Origin of the sequence: Maribacter confluentis, from assembly GCF_030505015.1 — a bacterium.
Taxonomy (GTDB): Bacteria; Bacteroidota; Bacteroidia; order Flavobacteriales; family Flavobacteriaceae; genus Maribacter; species Maribacter sedimenticola.
The window spans coordinates 1,188,655-1,209,428 of sequence record NZ_JAUKUC010000001.1 but is presented as its reverse complement, the minus strand read 5'-3'; the positions used below and the strand labels follow the sequence as shown (position 1 = coordinate 1,209,428).

General features: G+C 37.0%; 15 protein-coding genes and 1 riboswitch. Of the genes, 11 read left to right on the top strand and 4 right to left on the bottom strand.

The genetic code is table 11. From position 1 onward, the window contains the following. Positions 1–110: 110 nt before the first annotated feature. Positions 111–2,534 (top strand): sodium-translocating pyrophosphatase, encoded by a 2,424-nt coding sequence (locus Q2T41_RS05310; protein WP_304435224.1) that lies wholly within the window; start codon positions 111–113, stop codon positions 2,532–2,534. A gap of 66 nt (positions 2,535–2,600) precedes the next feature. On the opposite strand, the gene Q2T41_RS05305 is transcribed toward Q2T41_RS05310, so the two are convergent. Further along, entirely contained in the window at positions 2,601–3,311 is a 711-nt protein-coding gene (locus Q2T41_RS05305; RefSeq protein WP_304435223.1) for an energy transducer TonB, read from the bottom strand. A gap of 194 nt (positions 3,312–3,505) precedes the next feature. Between Q2T41_RS05305 and Q2T41_RS05300 the strand changes: the two genes are divergently transcribed. Further along, entirely contained in the window at positions 3,506–4,534 is a 1,029-nt protein-coding gene (locus tag Q2T41_RS05300; protein WP_367186830.1) for an App1 family protein phosphatidate phosphatase, read from the top strand. Here the strand turns inward: Q2T41_RS05300 and Q2T41_RS05295 are convergent. From Q2T41_RS05295 to Q2T41_RS05285, 3 genes are read right to left on the bottom strand one after another with little or no spacing between them, the layout of a single operon-like run. After that, positions 4,527–5,132 (bottom strand): aminotransferase class IV, encoded by a 606-nt coding sequence (locus Q2T41_RS05295; protein ID WP_304435222.1) that lies wholly within the window; start codon positions 5,130–5,132, stop codon positions 4,527–4,529. The genes Q2T41_RS05300 and Q2T41_RS05295 overlap by 8 nt on opposite strands. Then, entirely contained in the window at positions 5,116–6,090 is a 975-nt protein-coding gene (locus Q2T41_RS05290; protein ID WP_304435221.1) for an aminodeoxychorismate synthase component I, read from the bottom strand. Before Q2T41_RS05290 ends, Q2T41_RS05295 begins: the two co-directional genes overlap by 17 nt. Positions 6,091–6,114: 24 nt before the next feature. After that, complete coding sequence (locus Q2T41_RS05285) at positions 6,115–6,729, bottom strand: deoxynucleoside kinase (protein ID WP_089262448.1); 615 nt, start codon at positions 6,727–6,729, stop codon at positions 6,115–6,117. Positions 6,730–6,918: 189 nt separating this feature from the next. Between Q2T41_RS05285 and Q2T41_RS05280 the strand changes: the two genes are divergently transcribed. From Q2T41_RS05280 to Q2T41_RS05240, 9 genes are all read left to right on the top strand, one after another. Continuing rightward, complete coding sequence (locus Q2T41_RS05280) at positions 6,919–7,773, top strand: GLPGLI family protein (protein ID WP_304435220.1); 855 nt, start codon at positions 6,919–6,921, stop codon at positions 7,771–7,773. 38 nt (positions 7,774–7,811) lie between these two features. Continuing rightward, positions 7,812–10,490: a carboxypeptidase regulatory-like domain-containing protein gene (locus Q2T41_RS05275; protein ID WP_304435219.1), complete on the top strand. Its 2,679-nt coding sequence runs from the start codon at positions 7,812–7,814 to the stop codon at positions 10,488–10,490. 239 nt (positions 10,491–10,729) lie between these two features. Next, a complete protein-coding gene (gene metK, locus Q2T41_RS05270) occupies positions 10,730–11,986 on the top strand; it encodes a methionine adenosyltransferase (protein ID WP_304435218.1) in 1,257 nt (418 codons plus the stop codon). Positions 11,987–12,206: 220 nt separating this feature from the next. After that, on the top strand, positions 12,207–12,494 hold the full coding sequence (locus tag Q2T41_RS05265) for a hypothetical protein (protein WP_304435217.1): 288 nt from the start codon (positions 12,207–12,209) through the stop codon (positions 12,492–12,494). Positions 12,495–12,891: 397 nt separating this feature from the next. Beyond that, positions 12,892–14,835 carry a CocE/NonD family hydrolase gene (locus Q2T41_RS05260; RefSeq protein ID WP_304435216.1) on the top strand — a complete coding sequence of 648 codons (1,944 nt, stop codon included), beginning with the start codon at positions 12,892–12,894 and terminating at the stop codon, positions 14,833–14,835. An 81-nt stretch (positions 14,836–14,916) separates the two neighbouring features. Continuing rightward, positions 14,917–16,326 carry an AAA family ATPase gene (locus Q2T41_RS05255; protein WP_304435215.1) on the top strand — a complete coding sequence of 470 codons (1,410 nt, stop codon included), beginning with the start codon at positions 14,917–14,919 and terminating at the stop codon, positions 16,324–16,326. 3 nt (positions 16,327–16,329) lie between these two features. Continuing rightward, entirely contained in the window at positions 16,330–17,178 is an 849-nt protein-coding gene (locus Q2T41_RS05250) for a DUF4435 domain-containing protein (protein ID WP_304435214.1), read from the top strand. Between the two features lie 124 nt (positions 17,179–17,302). Continuing rightward, positions 17,303–18,925: a sulfatase family protein gene (locus Q2T41_RS05245; RefSeq protein ID WP_304435213.1), complete on the top strand. Its 1,623-nt coding sequence runs from the start codon at positions 17,303–17,305 to the stop codon at positions 18,923–18,925. A 277-nt stretch (positions 18,926–19,202) separates the two neighbouring features. After that, positions 19,203–19,306, top strand: a riboswitch (SAM riboswitch). 116 nt (positions 19,307–19,422) lie between these two features. After that, a complete protein-coding gene (locus Q2T41_RS05240) occupies positions 19,423–20,697 on the top strand; it encodes an O-acetylhomoserine aminocarboxypropyltransferase/cysteine synthase family protein (protein ID WP_304435212.1) in 1,275 nt (424 codons plus the stop codon). Positions 20,698–20,774: the final 77 nt, after the last annotated feature.

Here is a 20,774-nt window from a genome sequence, read left to right as displayed (position 1 = left end):
CGATTATAGTTTTTAAAGCCACTTTTTGTAATAAAAAGTGGCTTTTTTTATTCTATTCTAATTTACTACTTTAGCCGGGCTAATTTTATAACTAACTAACAGAAGATTAAATGGAGTCACTAATGATTTACATGCCAATTGCAATGGCAATTTTAGGCCTGGTTTACATGGGTATTAAGCGATCTTGGGTAATGAAACAAGATGCCGGAAATGGTAAAATGAAAGAAATTTCAGATTACATTTATGAAGGTGCCCTTGCATTTTTAAGTGCAGAATACAAACTTTTATCCGTTTTCGTAATTGTCGTAAGTGTTTTACTTGCCATAGTTTCCTTTATAGTGCCTACAACACATTGGTTAATTGTAGTCTCATTTATATTTGGGGCTATTTTTTCCGCTTTTGCAGGAAATATAGGAATGAAAATTGCCACCAAGACCAATGTTAGGACCACTCAGGCTGCACGAACAAGCTTGCCAAATGCATTGAAAATTTCTTTTGGCGGGGGCACGGTTATGGGACTTGGTGTAGCAGGGTTGGCCGTATTGGGACTTACCATATTTTTTATAGCATTTTTCCAATTTTTTATGGGAGGTATCTGGACCTCTACTATGGATATGACCATTGTCTTGGAAACATTGGCAGGTTTTTCCCTTGGTGCTGAATCCATTGCGTTGTTTGCACGTGTAGGCGGAGGTATCTATACAAAGGCTGCCGATGTGGGAGCGGATTTGGTAGGTAAGGTAGAGGCAGGAATACCTGAAGATGACCCACGTAACCCGGCAACCATTGCGGATAATGTAGGTGATAACGTAGGTGATGTCGCCGGTATGGGGGCAGATTTGTTCGGTTCGTATGTAGCAACGGTTCTTGCCGCAATGGTATTGGGAAATTATGTAATTAAGGATATGGGCGGTAGTATTTCAGATGTCTTTGGGGGTATTGGTCCGATCTTACTACCAATGGCCATTGCAGGTGCGGGGATTATTATTTCTATTATAGGAACCATGCTGGTAAAGATAAAAAGTAATGATGCCAAAGAGGCCCAGGTTATGGGAGCTTTGAATGTAGGAAACTGGACATCTATCGTCCTAGTGGCCGTTTCTTGCTTTGGACTGGTAACTTGGATGTTGCCGGAAACCATGCAAATGGAATTTTTTGGGGAAGGAATACAGGAAATTTCCTCAATGCGTGTATTCTATGCTACATTGGTAGGGTTGGTAGTAGGTGCAGTAATTTCTTCGGTAACTGAGTATTATACTGGATTGGGAAAAGCTCCAATTTTAAAAATCGTTCAACAATCATCAACAGGTGCGGGAACAAATATTATTGCAGGTCTGGCAACAGGTATGATATCCACTTTCCCGTCAGTATTATTATTTGCAGGTGCAATTTGGGCATCGTATGCTTTTGCAGGTTTTTATGGTGTGGCCTTGGCCGCTTCTGCAATGATGGCCACAACGGCAATGCAATTGGCTATAGACGCTTTTGGCCCAATCTCCGACAATGCGGGTGGTATTGCGGAAATGAGTGAACAAGAGCCGATCGTAAGGGAAAGAACGGATATTTTGGATTCTGTTGGGAATACTACGGCAGCAACAGGTAAAGGATTTGCTATCGCATCCGCGGCATTGACTTCTTTGGCCTTGTTCGCGGCCTATGTAACTTTTACAGGAATAGATGGTATCAATATCTTTAAAGCTCCGGTATTGGCAATGCTATTCGTTGGTGGTATGGTACCTGTAGTATTTTCCGCATTGGCAATGAACGCTGTGGGTAAGGCGGCCATGGAAATGGTTCAGGAAGTAAGGCGTCAGTTTAGGGATATTCCGGGAATTATGGAAGGAACCGGCAAACCGGAATATGATAAATGTGTAGCTATTTCTACACAGGCATCACTAAAAGAAATGATGTTGCCAGGATTGTTGACCATTGGTTTTCCTTTGGTTATCGCATTTGCCCCATTATTGTTCGGGATGAATAAATTGGCTATCGCGGAAATGTTAGGCGGTTATATGGCCGGTGTTACCGTATCCGGGGTATTATGGGCAATTTTTCAGAACAACGCAGGTGGCGCTTGGGACAATGCCAAGAAGTCGTTTGAGGCCGGAGTGGAAATTAACGGAGAAATGACCTATAAAGGTTCAGAGGCGCATAAAGCAGCCGTTACCGGTGATACCGTAGGAGATCCGTTTAAGGATACATCCGGTCCTTCTATGAACATTTTAATAAAGTTGACCTGCTTGATCGGTTTGGTCATAGCACCTATTTTAGGTGGACATACGGAAGATGGCGTTACCATGCTAAAAGATACCAAGGAGGTGACTATTGAGATGAATGTGGAAAATGATGATTTGGCCCAGGCCATTGTCACCTATTCAACCATGGTTAACGGTAAATCTGTAAAAGAGGAAAAAATATATACAGGTACAAAAGCTGAAGTAGAGGCACAACTAAAAAAGTTTGAGAATGCCAGTATTGAAAAAAAGGGGACAAGTACAGAGGTTATCATAGAAAAAATAGAAATCAATAAGTAGTTAGGAAGGGTTACCCTAACTATTTAAAAACCATCAGTTTTATGCTGATGGTTTTTTTTTATTCCTTTATTGTAGTTTAAATGTAATAGGAATTGAAAATGACACTTGGACCGCTCTGCCCCGTTGTTTGCCCGGACTCATATTTGGTAGTTTAGAAAGAATACGGACAGCTTCTTTTTCCAATAATTCATGCGGGCCTCTTTTTTGTATATTGCTAATACTGCCATCGTTGTTGATCACAAATTGAGTATTTACTCTTCCCTGTTGACCCATTTCCTGTGCTAGTTCTGGATATCTAAAGTTTTTCTTAATGTGTTTTTGCATCATTTCATTAAAGCAGGCGCGTTTATCCGTTTCTTTTTCGCACCCGGGGAAAATAGGTACTTCCTCAATAGTTTTCCAAATCACTTTAACCTCATCATCCTCATCAGGGTCAATGACATTAAATTCAGAGATGTCCACAACTTCAGTATCTGTGTTGACTTCAATGGCAATAACTTCCGTTTCCTCTACGGGGTCATTGTCATCTACTATTTCAATTTCAACAGGGAGAACGGGTGGTTTTGGTGGCGGTGGAACCACTAATTGAAAAATTGGGGCGTCTTCTATAATATCCAGGTCAGGTTTGTTCATTCCTACTTCGTCATAAACGGATTGGTCAAACGTTTTCCATTCCAAGGCTACATATGCCATTGTTAAAACTATAAGTAGTCCAAAAACAAAGTAGGTGGCACTTTTTTTGTTGAGGTCTTGCTGTGGATTTTTTTTTGGTTTCATAATTAGGGTTTTAGACTTGTACTGTACAAGTATGATTATAGCGCTAAAACTATTTGTATTGAGCGCGATATACAACGGGTAATGAGCGTACGGTAGTTTTCAATGAGTGAATACACGTTCCAATGACCGTGATGACATCTTAAGGTTAGATTGTAACTTAATTGATGTAATTATTGCAATAAAAATTTTAAAGGTTGTTGAAAGACCGTAATTTTAACACCATGGGTATTTTTAAGAAAGATAAACTTCAGATCATCAATTTTCAGTCGTACGGTAGTGCAAGCAGGCTTTACGTACGTGGCCGTGCCATTGAAGATGAGAATATAGATTTGGATCAAAAGGGAATCTTTAACTTAATGCACAATACATGGAAAAGATTTGAGACCGATGAGATCAGGAACACGGCCATTAAGATAACCCTATCCAATGGAAAAAGCGTGCAAGGCACTACAGATGATGATGGCTATTATTTAATTGATGAGGATATTAACGGTCTACATGATCTAGCAAACGATGAAGGTTGGGTAAATTTTGAGCTATCTTTTACGGATACCAATCTAAAACGTGAAATCCTTTTGAAGAATAAGTTCCCTGGAGAAATGCTTATTCCTAGCGAGCATGCCAAATTTGGGGTAATTAGTGATATTGATGACACCATATTGCATACGGGGGTGGTATCTTCATTAAAATGGAAGGTTATTATCAACACCATGTTCAAAAGGGCTACCAAGCGTAGGCAGTTAGATGGCGCTTCTGATTTCTATATGAAGTTGCACCATGGGAAAACAGGAGATGAAGCTAACCCTATTTTCTACGTAAGCCATAGTCCATGGAACCTTTACCGCTATCTACAACTCTTTTTAAAAACTAATAATTTTCCCAAGGGCCCTCTTTTACTGCGCAGTATGGCCAGTTTTAGAATGCGAAAGAAAAATGACGAAAAACCGCAAAAACAAAGAGAGATCAGTAATCTTTTGAAGTCATACCCTGATCTTCCGTTTATTTTGATAGGGGATAGTGGAGAAAAGGATGGGGATATATATCAGGAAATTTCTACGCTTTTTCCAGGTAGGATCAAGGCAATATATTTAAGAAGCGTAAACGATGCCAAACGAATGGCGAGAATAGAAAATCTTTTTGTGGACTTTAAGGACATTCCTTTTCTTATGGTCAATAAAACCAAAGAGGCCATTGCCCATGCCAAGGACCATGGGTTTATTTAGGTTGATAAATGTTTTTAATAGGTATCCATCTAGTCGCATCAAAATCATTTAAGGCGTTTATCAATTGAAAATGTCGGTAATATTGTATATCTGCAGGAGTAATCAATTTGGTTTGTATGTTGTTCTCGGCCAGTAATCTTGCTCTACATGTACCTTTGAGCAATGGTGTGGAAGGGGTAAATATTGTTGATCCATCGGTAAACAATATATTGCAATATGAGGTATCCGTAATTTGGCCTTTACATATAATCAAGACATCATCGGCATTTTTTCTGTTTTGGTAAAGACAATTCAGATGTTCACGATCGTTAAATTTATAGGGGTACGTAATGGTGTCGTCATAAACCAATTGCAATGTAGAAGGAAGGGAATTTTTGTAAGGTGTGATCTGCCATTTTTTATCTTTAAGACCGTATGCTATTCTTAATTTATAGTTGATGTCTAGGTCTAATTCTGGTAGGGAAATATTTTCGAACAGGGAATAGGCCGGTCTGTTATTAAAATAAGCGAAGTAAGAACTGGCAAACCTTTTTTCATGATAGACGGCATTTTTTATTTGGCCATTGCGTATATGTACGGATTCAAATAATGGGTACATAAATTTTTTCTAATAGTTCTTGGTATTCTTCTTCTAACGTACTCAAATGCGTTATACCGCCACCACTTCTGTAAATTAATTGGCCGTCATTATTTTCTATAAAGCGGATACTTACGGCGCTGTCTATATCCTTGCCATCAAAAATACCGAATACGCCTGTGTAAAAGCCTCTTTGCGTTGTCTCCGCATGCTCTATGATCTCTATTGTTTTCCTCTTGGGCGCTCCGCTAATAGAACCTGCCGGCAATGTTTTTAAAAGTAGAGCGGCAAAATTATCTTTCCAGTCCTTAGGTAAATTACCCTGAATTTCTGTACTGGTCTGCAGTAATTCTTGGGTTCCTTTTTTAATTTTTTCAACATACCTAAATTTATTGACTTTAACATTTTTTGCGATCATGGACAGATCGTTGCGTATAAGATCCACAATAGTATTGTGTTCGTATAATTCCTTTTTATTGGACAGCAATTGAGCCTCGGCATCTGGTACATCATTGTTTATCGTCCCTTTCATCGGATAGGAAAATATGGAATCGTCTTTAGTTTTGATGTAACACTCGGGTGAAAAAACAATAAACTTATCCTTGAACCATAACTTATATGGTGCGAATGCATTTTGGTAAATTTGTTTTAGTGAGGACTTGGTATGTAATGGTGTGGAAAAGGTTAGGTTCAATAAAAAACTATTGCCGTTTTTTAATTCATTCTGTACTGTATGGAACGCTTTTATATACGCATGTTTATTAAAAGGCTCGGGCCGTAGGTCAATTGATGTAGCGGTAGTTGTTAAAGGTTGTAATTGCCGGTCATTTCCATTGCCCTTAATGTTAAAATAAATGTCTTGGGCCGCGGCTTCTTGAAAAGAGTAGGCCAACTGTTCGGATTTTTGAAAATCTATGATAAAAATAAAGGGCTGGTCATTTTTAAGAAAGTGACGTACCTTTTTTTCAAAATCGTTCAAACGTAGTTAATATTTAATAATGTTTTAAAAAAGACCGTTGATTTCCGCGTCTATTTTATTTAAAATGGTACCAAGGTCCTCTGGGTTGTCCACAAAGTCCAAATCGTCAACATCAATGATCAGTAATTTTCCTTTTTGATAGCCGTGTATCCAAGCTTCATAGCGTTCGTTCAAACGGCTTAAATAGTCAATGGATATGGTATTCTCGTATTCACGCCCCCTTTTGTGAATCTGTTTTACCAAATTGGGTATGGAACTACGTAGGTAAATCAATAAATCTGGCGGATCTACCAAGCTTTCCATAAGCTCGAATAGGCTAGAGTAGTTTTGGAAATCCCTATTGGTCATTAAACCCATAGCGTGCAAGTTAGGCGCAAAGATGTGGGCATCCTCATAGATGGTACGGTCTTGGATAACCTCCTTGCCACTTTCCTTTATCTGCAAAATTTGGCGGTATCTACTGTTTAAAAAGTAAATCTGTAGATTAAAGCTCCAGCGTTCCATCTGATTGTAAAAATCATCTAAATATGGATTTTCCACTACGTCTTCAAAATGGGCTTCCCACTTATAATGTTTTGCGAGTAATCTTGTTAAGGTCGTTTTTCCTGCACCGATATTTCCGGCAACTGCTATGTGCATAGAATAAAATGATTAATGGTTGTGTTGTTTTTTAAGCAATTCTTAGATGGTACAAGATACAAGATAACTACAGGATGTAAAAACATATTTGCCGTATGGCTTAAAAAAAAATGGGTTTTGTAATTATTAACATAGATACGTTAAACCAAAACCTAATTAAACAGTCCTATTGGCATTCTAATTATATAGATGATGAAATATACATGGTTCATAGTAGTGTTCGTTACTTGCATGATCGTAGAGGTGCAGGCCCAGGATTTTCAAGGAAAAGCCGTTTACCAAAGTAAAACCCAGGTAAATTTTGATTTTGGAAATAGGAATATACCAGAAGATAGAAAGAAGGAAATGATGGAGCGTATGAAAAGGGCCAATGAAAAAACTTTTGTGCTCAATTTTAATAAAACGGCCTCTATCTACGAGGAAGAAGAAAAGTTGGAACAGCCAGGGGAACGAGGTGGCGGCCGTGGCCCACGTTTTGGGGCAATGACCGGTACAGATGGGGATCTTTATAAAAATATAAAGGACCAACGGTATCTGGTTAAGAATGAATTGTTGGGTAAAATTTTCCTGATCGATGATGAATTGCAAGCGTTGGACTGGAAGATGGAAAGTGAATCCAAAAAGATTGGTAATTATATGGCCTTTAAAGCAACAGCAATAAAAACGGTTAAACGTCCCAATATGCGGGCAGTATTTAGAAGACCGGGTGGGGATGAAGAAAAAAGTGAGGCGGAAAAGGAAGATGAATTTATAGTAAAGGAGGTAGAAATTGTTGCATGGTATACCCCAGAAATCCCAATAAACCAAGGTCCTGGGCTATATTGGGGGCTTCCGGGACTAATACTTGCCGTAAACGATGATGTTACTACGATCATATGTTCCGAAATTACTATGAATCCATCAGACAAGATTGAAATTAAAGCACCTAATAAAGGCAAAAAGGTGACGCAAGAGGAATATGATACCATTGCTCAGGAGAAAATGAAGGAAATGCGGGAAAATTTTAGAAATCGCGGTGGTCGCGGTGGTGGTAGGCCAAACTAACTGTATCCTCGAAAAATCACTTTTCTACATCTGTTTATATGAGAAATTCATTATTGCTTATCCTTATGTTTTTGTGTGCAATCTTTGGTAATTCACAGGAAATATCCTTGTCCGGCATAGTAAAGGATAGTCTGGGTGCCGGTGTGGATATGGCCAATGTCATAGCCATTAATACGGTTACCCAAGGTTTGGAATCCTACGGGATAACAAATCATGCCGGACAGTTTAAATTAAAGTTGAAAACAGGGCAGCAATATACGGTCAAGGTGAGTTATCTAGGGTTTAGAACAGAATCCTTTACGTTTACTGCAGCTAAGAATGATGCGGTTAAAGATATTGTTTTGTACGAGCAGGCCGCACAGTTAGATGAGGTGGATGTTACTTATGAAATGCCTGTTTCCGTTAAGGGCGATACCATTGTATACTCTACGGATTCCTTCGTTTCCGGGACAGAAAAAAAGTTGAAGGATGTACTGGAAAACCTTCCGGGCATTGAAATAAATGACGATGGCCAAATAGAAGTGGAAGGTAAGACGGTGAGCAAGGTCATGGTAGAAGGAAAGGATTTTTTTGACGGAGATAGCAAATTGGCCGTTGAGAATATCCCTGCCAATGCCTTGAGCAAAGTAGAGGTGTTGAGAAATTTCAATGAGGTCTCACAAATGAAAGGGCTTACCAATGATGATGATAATGTTGCATTGAACATTAAATTAAAAGAAGGAAAAAAGAATATTTGGTTTGGTGAGATTACGGCAGGGTATGGTCCGGATGATAGGTATTTGGTCCATCCCAAATTGTTTTACTACAGTCCTAAGTACAGCGTAAATATAATTACGGATTTAAATAATATTGGTGAAGTACCTTTTACCCGAAGCGACTACAGAAACTTTACGGGCGGATTTAGAAATTTAAACTCAAGAGTTGGAAGTACTATAGCTACGGGAGTAGATGCATTGGGCCTCTCATCTGCGCAAAATAATAGGGCCAATGATATCGATACCAAGTTTGCGGCGGCAAATTTTAGTTATGCACCAACGGAAAGTCTTGATCTAAGTGGTTTTGGTATATATTCCTATACCGGCACCCTTATGAAGTCCGAAGGTAGCACCTCTTATATTGCCAGCAATGATGTGGAGCGTACAACTAGCAATACCGATCAGACCATTCAATTAGGATTGGCAAAGTTAAGTGCCAGGTATAAGCCAAATGAAGATTTTCAATTGGACTATGATGCCCTCCTAAAACAATCAGATGATACCGAGGAGGTCAACATACTTTCCGTTTCTTCCATTACAGATGAAATAATGGAAGTAAAAGAACAAAAACCTTTGGCACTGAACCAAAACCTGAATTTGTACCATACACTTGATGAGAAAAATATTTTTGCGGTAGAGGCCCAGCATTTATACCAGGACGAAGATCCATTTTATGAGGCCATACGAAATGAGTTTGCATTTGTAGATATATTTCCTGTTGATGAAAACCAGGAGATGTATAATATAAACCAGGTTAAAACTGTAGTAACGAACAAGGTAGATGCCAAAGTAGATTATTACAGGGTTCTTGGAAGCAAGAGCAACATTAATTTAACCTTGGGCACTACACAGAGCAATCAGAATTTTAATTCTGGCATTTTTCAAATTTTGGATAATGGGGAGGTATTGAACATGAACGGTGAAGAATTTGGCAATGATGTTAATTTTCATGTGTCTGATGTATACGGAGGCTTACATTATAAGGTGATTTCAGGCATATTTACTTTTAACCCAGGGTTAACCTTGCATAGGTTTAATGTACGTAATGAACAATTGGGTACTGTGGTCAATGACGATCTAACGTCGTTGTTACCAGATGTGTATATCAATGCACAATTAAAAAAATCCGAAAATATTCGTTTTAATTATCAGGTTACTCGTTCGTTTACGGATGTAAGTAATTTTGCGCAAGGATATGTGCTGAACAACTACAATTCCCTGTATAGTGGAAATAGGGATTTGGAAAGTGCGTTAAACCATAATGTTTCCCTTAATTTTTTCAGTTTCAATATGTTTAATTTCACTAACATATTTGCAAATTTGGCATATACCAAAAGAATTGATGCCCTCAAGAACGGTGTAAATATTGTGGGTATCAATAGGGTGGGCAGTACGATCAATTCCAATTTTGCTGATGAATCGTTTAGCGCAAACGGCAAATACGAGCGCACATTTGGCAAGATCAAAGCTTCGGTTCAAGGAAATTTGGCTTGGTCCACGACCAATAACTTGGTAGATAATGTACAGCGTACCTCAAATTCCTTGACACAAAATTATTCCACTACCTTGTCTACCAATTTTAAAAATGCACCCAATTTGGAAGTAGGTTACCGCTATGCCATAAATAATTATGAAAACGGAGGTCTGGAGACCACATTTTATACCAAAAGACCCTATGCACGTTTTGATGCCAGCTTTTTAAAGAACTTTATTTTTAATCTAGATTATGATTATTATAAATATAATGATAAGGAAGATACCATAACCAATACCTATAGTTTTATGGGGGCAGACCTTACCTACCAAAAAAAGAACAGCCATTGGGAGTATGGTATACAGGGAACAAACCTCTTAAATACCACCACGTTAAATAGGGACAGTACCAACGAACTTTATTTCAGTACACAGGCATATTTTGTACAGCCCCGTTATGTATTGTTATCTGTCAAATATAATTTGTAATGGACATTTTATTGAATAGAGTCAATAAATAACATGGTATTAAGATAGGGAACAGAACATTTTTTCTATTTTTGCATCTCATTAAAATAAAGAGGAGGGATTTGACTGATTGCAACCTCTGTTTTTGCCTGCGGGTCTAGACAAAAAAATGCTAAAGCAGTTGATGCTGATACCATATCACATCATACTTCTTTTTCGGCATAAGTTCAAATCCTTTATTAAGAATAAAAAAGTTTGTTATGCCATATTTATTTACATCAGAATCTGTTAGTGAAGGACACCCGGATAAAGTTGCGGATCAAATCAGTGATGCTTTGTTGGATCATTTTTTGGCCTTTGACCCAGAAAGTAAGGTTGCTTGTGAGACCTTGGTAACTACTGGCCAAGTGGTTTTGGCAGGAGAAGTACGCAGCAATACCTATTTAGATGTACAGAACATTGTGCGTGAAGTGATCAATAAAATAGGATATACCAAAGGAGAATACCAATTTAGTGGTGATTCTTGTGGCGTAATATCGTTGATACACGAACAAAGTCAGGATATTAACCAAGGTGTGGATCGCGGTGCCAAAGAAGAGCAAGGTGCCGGTGATCAAGGAATGATGTTCGGTTATGCTACCAGTGAGACTGAAAATTATATGCCTTTGGCCTTGGATATATCACACAAGATTTTACATACTTTGGCAGAACTGCGTAGAGAGGGTAAAGAGATTTCATATTTAAGGCCAGATGCCAAAGCACAGGTTACGTTAGAGTATTCAGATACCAATGAGCCTCAACGTATAGATACTATTGTAGTATCCACACAACATGATGCCTTTGATGCCAACGATGAAAAAATGTTGGAAAAAATTAAATCTGATATCATTTCTATTTTAATTCCCAGGGTTAAGGCACAATTGCCAAGTGAGACTCAAAAATTGTTTGACGATAAGATAAAATATCACATTAATCCAACAGGAAAATTTGTCATTGGTGGACCTCACGGAGATACCGGATTAACAGGAAGAAAGATAATTGTAGATACCTACGGCGGTAAAGGCGCCCATGGTGGCGGTGCTTTTAGTGGTAAGGATCCTAGCAAGGTAGACCGTAGTGCGGCATATGCTGCTCGTCATATTGCCAAAAATTTGGTGGCCGCTGGGGTTGCGGAAGAAATTTTGGTACAAGTTAGCTATGCTATTGGGGTAGTGGAGCCAACCTCTATTTATGTAGATACTTACGGTACTTCCAAGGTAGGGCTAAGTGATGGTGATATTGCCAAAAAAGTAGCCCAGTTGTTTGATATGAGGCCTTTTGCAATTGAGGAACGATTAAAGTTGAGAAACCCTATTTATCTGGAAACAGCTGCTTATGGTCATATGGGTAAAGAACCGGTAACTATCACTAAAGTTTTTGAATCACCTTATAACGGCCGTATTGAAAAAGAAGTGGAATTATTTACTTGGGAAAAACTGGATATGGTTTCAGAAATTAAGACTGCTTTTAACAGTTAGGGTTTATATGATGTTATGTTAAAAAAAGAGCGACCAAATGGTCGCTCTTTTTTTTGTGTATTCACAGCAGTGAAAATGGTAAAATAATGGTCAATGAGCGTTCACAACAAATTAAAGGACTTTCACCACAAAAATTAATATGTAAGAAAAGGACTACATATATTTGATAAAGAATTTAACGAATCCCAAATCGTTATCCATAAACTTAACCTTTTTGACTATGACCACTTTTGTGAAATATTTTCAGATGTCCTTGCTTTTTTTGATGTGTTTATGTGCCGGTTCTTGTGCAAAGGATACGGACTTAATTTCAGGGTATATCATAAATACCCCAACACATAAAAAAGATATCTCAATGGTGTTTGACCAAAAAGTATCGGTACAAGTTCCTGATGTTGATGTAAAAATTCATGTTTTCAGTACTGATGATTATCCAAAATGGGATAAGGTCGGTATAAGGGAAAATTCCCATCAAAATGATAAAATAGCAATTCTCAAATTTGAATAAGAATGCCCATTAAATAAGTTTCCCCAGATAAATCTTAACCTAAAACAGTCCCAAATGAAAACCACAATTAACCAAAATCAGGACATTAAGGTTTTTCGGAATGAATTTTTTTCCGGAATGCTTCTCTTGGCAAAGAAGATATTAATGTTTTGAAGAATTTTTACCTAAAAAAAAAGCGACTCACCTACAGTCGCTTTTTTTATGCCTGAACCTTAGCGGATTTTGAATGCAATGCTATAATTTGTTTGGAGCATTTGCCTATACATGAGGTTGCTTTATACTATAAATGACATTTAGAAAGGCTAATGGGTAGGTTGAACTAACTATAAATTCATTTCATTTTTTGTTCGGTACAGCAGTAAACTTTCTTAGATTTAAGAATTCAAATTCTTAAGACATGCCAAAGAGTACCATAAAACACTTCTTCACACTTCTTTTATTAGCTACAGTGATTTTTTCCTGTAGAAAAACAGCTCCGAAAGTTGCAGGCGCAGAAGTTTCAGAAACCTATGTTGCAGATAACTATACTAAGAAAGAGGTAGATATTACTATGCGAGACGGCATTAAACTCCACACCACTATTTATTCGCCAAAAGACACTTCAAAAGAGTACCCAATTATAATGCAAAGAACCCCGTATAGTTCTCAACCTTACGGAGCGGGTAATTTTAAAACAAAGATCGCGCCCAACATTCATATGATGCATGACGGCTATATAGTGGTCTATCAAGATGTGCGCGGCCGTTGGTTAAGTGAAGGGCATTATGAAAATATGCGCGCCTATAATCCCAACAAAAATACGGAGCAGGATATCGATGAAAGTTCAGATACCTATGATTCTATTGAGTGGTTGATCAATAATGTAGAAAACAATAACGGTAACGTAGGTATTTGGGGAATTTCGTATCCTGGCTTTTATTCTACCTATGCCGTGGTAGATGCGCATCCGGCATTAAAGGCAGCATCTCCACAGGCAAGTATTGCCGATTTCTTTTTTGATGATTTCCACCATAATGGCGCCTATTTATTAAGTTACTTTAGGGCAACTTCATTGTTTGGGACACCAAGACCAGATGGGGATAAACCTATAGATTCGGCATGGTATACATTGCCGGATTTACCAACTGAAGATCAGTATCAATTCTTTTTAGATGAAGGACCGTTAAAGAACTTAGATCGATTTTTTGAATACGAAACAGCCGATACCCCACGTATGGCAAAGGAGGGTGTTACCGATGATTATTTTTGGAACGAACTTAAAGAGCATCCAAATTATGATGAAATGTGGCAGAGCAAGGGCTTGATCCAGCATTTAAAAGATGTAAAGCCAACGGTGGCCACCATGGTAGTTGCGGGCGAGTTTGATGCGGAAGATTTATACGGACCGTTAGAAACCTATAAGAATATAGAAAAGTACAATGCCGATAATTACAATACCTTGGTTTTTGGACCATGGGATCACGGCGGATGGGCACGTAGAAAAGGTCAGAATACCGTGGGCAACTATTATTTTGGCGATGGAATTTCTGAATTTTTCCAAGAACATATAGAAGCCAAATTCTTTGATCATTTCTTAAAAGGTGATGGCGATAAGAATAGCGGTTTGCCGGAAGCCTACGTTTTTGATACCGGTAGAAAAGATTGGAAAACCTATGATACCTGGCCACCGGCAGGTGTCGTGAAAAAGGATATGTATTTATCTCCAGATCAAGAACTGACTTTTGAGCCAAAAGAAGTGGAAGAAGTAAAGTTTATCAGCGATATTAAAAAACCGGTTCCTTATTCAGAAGATATTAAAACGGTATTTACACCAAGAAAATATATGACCGATGATCAACGTTTTGCAGCTCGGCGTGGTGATGTCTTGGTGTTTGAAACTGACGTTATGCAAGAAGACTTGACCTTGGCGGGTGATATTTTGGCGAAGCTAAAAGTTGCTACTACGGGTACCGCTGCAGATTGGATCGTAAAAATCATTGACGTACACCCAGCAGATGAACCTGCTTATGAAGGCATGCAAGACCATTTGAAAATGAGTAACTATCATTTAATGGTACGTAGCGAAGTATTGCGCGGTCGTTTTAGAAATAGTTTTGCCAACCCAGAACCGTTTGTGCCAAATGAAAAAACAGATGTAACCATTAAGTTGCAAGATGTATTCCATACCATTAAGAAAGGGCACAAATTACAGGTACAAGTACAGAGCACATGGTTTCCGTTAATAGATTTAAATCCGCAGACCTATGTAGATAATATTTTTGAAGCTGATGAGTCGGATTTTAAAACCCAAACACATACCGTGTTTACAGATTCAAGTATAGAGTTTTCTGTGTTGGAGTAGTTGATTTTATTGGAGATTAAATTATACCTATTTTTTACTCGAAAGTATTTATATATTCACAAAAACTAAAAGAAATTATAAATGAAGCTAAATAAGTTTAGAGCGGCTAAAGTACATGGTTATCTTAATTATGATATAGAGTTTTATGATGATATTACTTTTTTAATTGGAATAAATGGCTCAGGAAAAACAAGTGCTTTAAAATTAATACTAGGACTTGTTTCTCCTTCATTTAATTATTTAAATCAAATTGATTTTGAATTTGCTGAATTAATTTGTTCAACTAAAATTAATGAAGAAGATATAACTATTACTGCAACTCAAAATAAAAATGATAATACATTTTCAATCAATCTTAAATCGCCATTCCACAATGGGGAACCAGTTATATTTCCTAGATATATAAGATCAGACAATGAAAATTATGATTATGACGAAATATCAGTAATTGAACAAAATTTAAGGGAAAAATTTGAATTTAATGAAATTGCCAAAAATATAAGGGAATTGGCTACACCAAAATTTCTTGGGTTAGATAGAAAAATATATGAAGGAAAAAATATTGATTTGCGTTTTCGCAACAGACGTATTTACAATCAACATAAACCTAAAAAGAAAATATTTGATGGATCTTCGGGTGTAACGGCGATTGATAGTAGTTTGGAGGATGTACAGTTTTTGATATTTGAATATTTTAGAAAGATTGCTTACGAACAGCCTAAAATAAGTGAGGAGTTTAAAAGGAAAATATTTCAGTTGTCTTTTAAATTTAATGATAATCATAATTTGGAATCAATACCTACAGATGATAATTATTTAATTGAAAAGCGAGAAAAAGTTTTAAAAGCAATTAAGAATCTAGACATTGGATTTCTTGATTATTCTGCTAATTCTTTTTTTGATAAAATGTCAGATCTGATTGTAAAACGTAAGGAACTTGATGTTAGAAAAGAAAAGAGTAAATCTAATCCGGAAGGTAGGACTAAAGAAAATCAAGAGGAATTTAAAGTTTTGATGAAATGGATAAATAATAGTTCTCAAATTAAAAGAATCGATGAAATTATTAATTATAGCCAAACTTATCAAGAAAAAATATCTGATTTAAGGTCTCCAATAAAAAGGTTAGAATCGATTACTTCAAAATTTTTAGATGAAGGCGGTAAGCAGATTAAAATTGCGGAAGATGGGGAGATAAAAGTCAGATTAAGGAATGGGAAAGAAGCCAATGTTTTTGAACTTTCTTCAGGGGAAAAGCAAATTATAATTATGATAGCTCATTTGATTTTTGAAGAAGATCAAAAACCATCTGGCGTTTTTATTATTGATGAACCTGAGCTGTCATTACATATTGCTTGGCAAGAAATTTTTGTGGATTCTATAATGGAAGCAAGCCCTAAAACACAATTTATACTTGCAACACATTCTCCATCTATAATTTCTAAGGTAATAAGAGAGGTTAAATGTCAAGATTTAAATAAACTCAATTCGTAACTTATGCTTGAATATGCAGACGATCCTAAGCGACTAGTTTCGACTTTTTTAGCTTATCGAAATGATGTTGATATTTATACTGAAGATGAAAACAAGGATAAGGAATTTTATAAAGCTTTATTCTCTCGCTTAATTACATCGAAAATCAAAATTAATGATGTAACACCATTAGGTTCGAAGGAGAATGTAATAACTCAATGTAAGATTTCTAGTCCTGGAAAAAGAAAAAAAGTATTTATAGTTGATGGCGATATAGCTTTAATAAATGGTGAAGGTTTAGAGCTGGAAAATCTTTTTGTACTTGAAAGATATTGTATAGAGAATTTTCTAATTGATAAAAGTTCAACTTGTAATTTTGTTTATTTAAATTGTGGTACAAAGTCTAAAGAGGAAATTGAAAATGAGATTGATTATGAGTTTTGGCTTAAAAGTTATTGTAACATTTTAATAGATTTATTCCTTCATTTTTCATTAATAAATCAGGTGGGAGGTAAATTTACTTTATACAATGCAAATAAGTATCATACATTAAAAAAAGGAGATTATGAGTTTGATTATAAATTAGTTGAGCACGATATTTCAAATATTAGAAAAGAAATTTTACTTATCGTAGATTTGGAGTATTATGAGCAACAGTTAAGATTGTTAAAGAAAAAATGGTCAAATAGTATAGAATCTCTTTTAACTATTGTTTCTGGTAAAGATTATTTAATTCCAATTTTATTAATCAAAATGCAAAAATTTAAAGCTTCGAAAGCCATGCCGTCATTAGAAGAGGTTAAGATTAATCTAGTTAATCATTTTGATATAAGTAATCTTCAAAGTTTAAAAGAATTTATAGAGGCTAAATAAAAAATAGTTTAATAAAAATTCTAAAAAGAATAAATTAAATACTAGACTTTGCTATTATATTTTAGAGTTAATTCTATCTTCCAAGGAATTCTTTGTCTTTAATACAACTCACTGAAAAACCAAAATGAAAAATCTAATTCTAGTCCTAGCAAGCGTACTTTTCCTGCTACCAACTAATGCGGAAGCCCAAAAAAGCAATGCTAAAAAGCCCAATATTATTTTCATCATGTCAGATGATCATGCGTATCAGGCCATAAGCGCATATGATGATAAATTACTGCAAACACCCAATATTGATCGCTTGGCAAAAGAGGGCATGCTTTTTACCAATGCCAGCGTTACCAACTCCATTTGCGCACCATCAAGAGCTACGATCCTTACAGGCAAGCACACTCATATCAATGGGAAAGTGGATAATTATTTTCCGTTTGATACCACACAGGTTACGTTTCCACAAATCTTTCAAAAGAATGGGTATAAAACGGCGATGTTCGGCAAGCTTCACTTTGGCAATAATCCAAAAGGGGTAGATGAGTTTATGATTTTACCGGGTCAAGGGCACTATATTAATCCAGATTTTATAGTCACCAATGGTGATACCATAACCAAGCAAGGCTATGTTACCGATATCATAACGGACGTATCATTAGATTGGTTGAAAGAAGAAGCGTCCAATGACGAGCCTTTTATGATGATGTACTTGCACAAGGCACCGCACAGACCGTGGTGGCCAAGACCGGATAAGTTCAAGGAGTTCACGAAAAAGACCTTCCCAGAGCCAGAAACGTTATTTGATGATTACAGCAATAGAGGATCGGCGGCAAAGACGGCAGAAATGAATTTGTTGACACACATGATGTATAGTCATGATAGTAAGGTCAGACCGGAGACCTTAGCTAAAATGGAGGGTAAGGTTTTACCGGTAGTGGAGGAGTTTCCCAATAGTTTTTACGGTCCGTATAACCGTGCCACGGCAGAACAAAAAGCATTGTATGATCCGGTGTTAGATTCCATCAATGATTTTTTCTACAACAATTGGCCAAAAATGAACGATACCGAGAAAATGAAATGGAAGTATCAGCGCTATATGCAAGATTATTTGGGTAGCATTTCTTCGGTAGATGATAATGTAGGTCGCTTATTGGATTATTTAGATGAAAGCGGATTGGCGGAAAACACCATAGTGATCTATACCTCTGATCAAGGATTTTATTTAGGGGAGCATGGTTGGTTTGATAAGCGATTTATTTATGACGAATCGTTCAAAACTCCGTTATTAGTGCGTTGGCCCAATGTAGTTGAACCGGGAGCTGTAGAAAATGAAATGGTACAGAATTTAGACTTTGCACAGACCATGTTAGAAGCTGTAGGCATCACGCCGCCAAGTGATATGCAAGGCGAAAGTTTAATTCCCCTGTTGAAAGGCGAAAAAGAAAAATGGACTAGAGATGCCGTGTATTATCAATATTACGAATATCCATCTGTACACATGGTAAAGCGTCACTATGGTATTGTGAATAAGGAATTTAAATTGGTGCATTTCTACTATGATGTTGATGAGTGGGAGTTGTATGACAGATTGAAGGACCCAAAGGAAATGAACAATGTCTACAACGACCCTGCCTACGCAGATACCGTTAAAAAATTAAAGAAAGATTTAATTGCACTTCGTAAAAAATATAAAGACTCCCCGGAGCAAGATCAGATGTATATAGATAAATATAAGAGCGCAGGGATGATTGAGTAGTTTTTCGTTGTTCGTTTCTCGTTGTTCGTTTCTCGTTGTTCGTTTCTCGTTGTTCGTTTTTCGTAGATAGTAAAATGTCAGTTCGAGTGCTCTTAAACTAATTTTTCTTTAGGTTAAGAGTGTATCGAGAATATTGTAATTGAACAGGTGTTCCATTGCTTTTAAGCCTTCAGAAAACTAACAACAAGACCAAGAATTATATATTTTTCATAAAATACTAGGTTTTTAAATTTTTCTGCCTTTATATTTGTAGCTCAAAGTTCACACACGTATTGAATAGTTATCAAGAAAGGTGGAGGGATTAGACCCTTTGAAACCTTAGCAACCCTTTGTTCCATACAAAGAAGGTGCTACATTCTACCCTTAGGGGAAGGATAACAGTAATCGATTTTCTCGATATTACTTTCTTATAACTTTTTGATTTTACTTACTCACATTTTTATGTGGTTAAGTTGGGCTTTTTAAATATTAAAATAATTTTTAAAAACAACAAAATCATGAGTAATCACAAATTAGCAACAAACGCATTACACGCAGGTCACGACACCACTACAAATGGAGGTACAAGGGCAGTGCCTATTTATCAAACATCATCGTATGTATTTAATGATACCGATCATGCGGCAAACTTATTTTCTCTTAAAGAATTAGGGTTTATTTACACACGTTTAAACAATCCTACCAATCAAATTTTACAAGATAGATTAGCTGCTGTTGAAGGTGGTATTGGGGCTGTGGTCTTTGCATCGGGTACTGCTGCCATTTCTACAGGTTTATTGACCTTGTTAAAAGCGGGCGATCATATTGTAGCGTCTAGCAGTTTATACGGTGGTACCTTTAATTTGTTGAATGTTACCTTACCAAGATTAGGTATTACGACCACCTTTGTAGATGCATCTGATCCTGAAAATTTTGGAAAAGCGGTACAGGATAATACAAGGGCTTTCTTTGTGGAATCTCTAGGGAATCCGAAATTGGATGTGTTGGATCTGAAAGCGATTTCTAAAGAATCGAAAGCAGCGGGAGTACCTTTTATAGTAGATAATACGGTAGCTACTCCTTCATTGTTAAACCCTATTGAGCATGGCGCCAACTTGGTCATTCATTCATTGACAAAATATATTGGTGGTCAAGGAACGTCTTTAGGTGGCGCAATTATAGATGCCGGTACGTTCGATTGGACTAACGGTAAATTCCCTGAATTTACAGAACCATCTGCAGGTTACCACGGTTTGGTATATAGCGAGGCATTAGGTGCGGCAGCATTTACCTTTAAATTGATATTGGAAGGTTTACGTGATTTTGGTGGGGCATTGAGTCCGTTTAACGCTTTCCAAATTATACAAGGTTTAGAGACTTTGCCGGTTCGTATAAAGCAACACAGTGCAAATGCATTGGAATTGGCTACCTGGTTAGAAGGTAGGGAAGAAGTGGCTTGGGTAAATTATCCAGGATTGAAGAGCAATAAATACTATGACTTGGCACAAGAATACTTGCCAAAAGGTCAAAGCGGATTGGTTACCTTTGGTATCAAGGGCGGTTTTGAAGCGGCTAAAAAGGTTACCGATGCCACTAAGATCTTTTCATTACTTGCCAATATTGGTGACACCAAATCATTGATCATTCACCCGGCAAGTACTACCCACCAGCAATTAACTGCAGAGCAGCAAGAAGGTGCAGGTGTAGGGCAAGATTTAATTCGCTTGTCGGTAGGTCTTGAAGATATAGAAGATTTAAAAGCAGATTTAGAGCAGGCATTTGCCAGTCTTTAAATTAGATAAGGTAAAAGCTGAAACCACCGGTCACTGAGCGTAGCCGAAGTGATCGGTGGTTTAAGAAAAAAAGAATA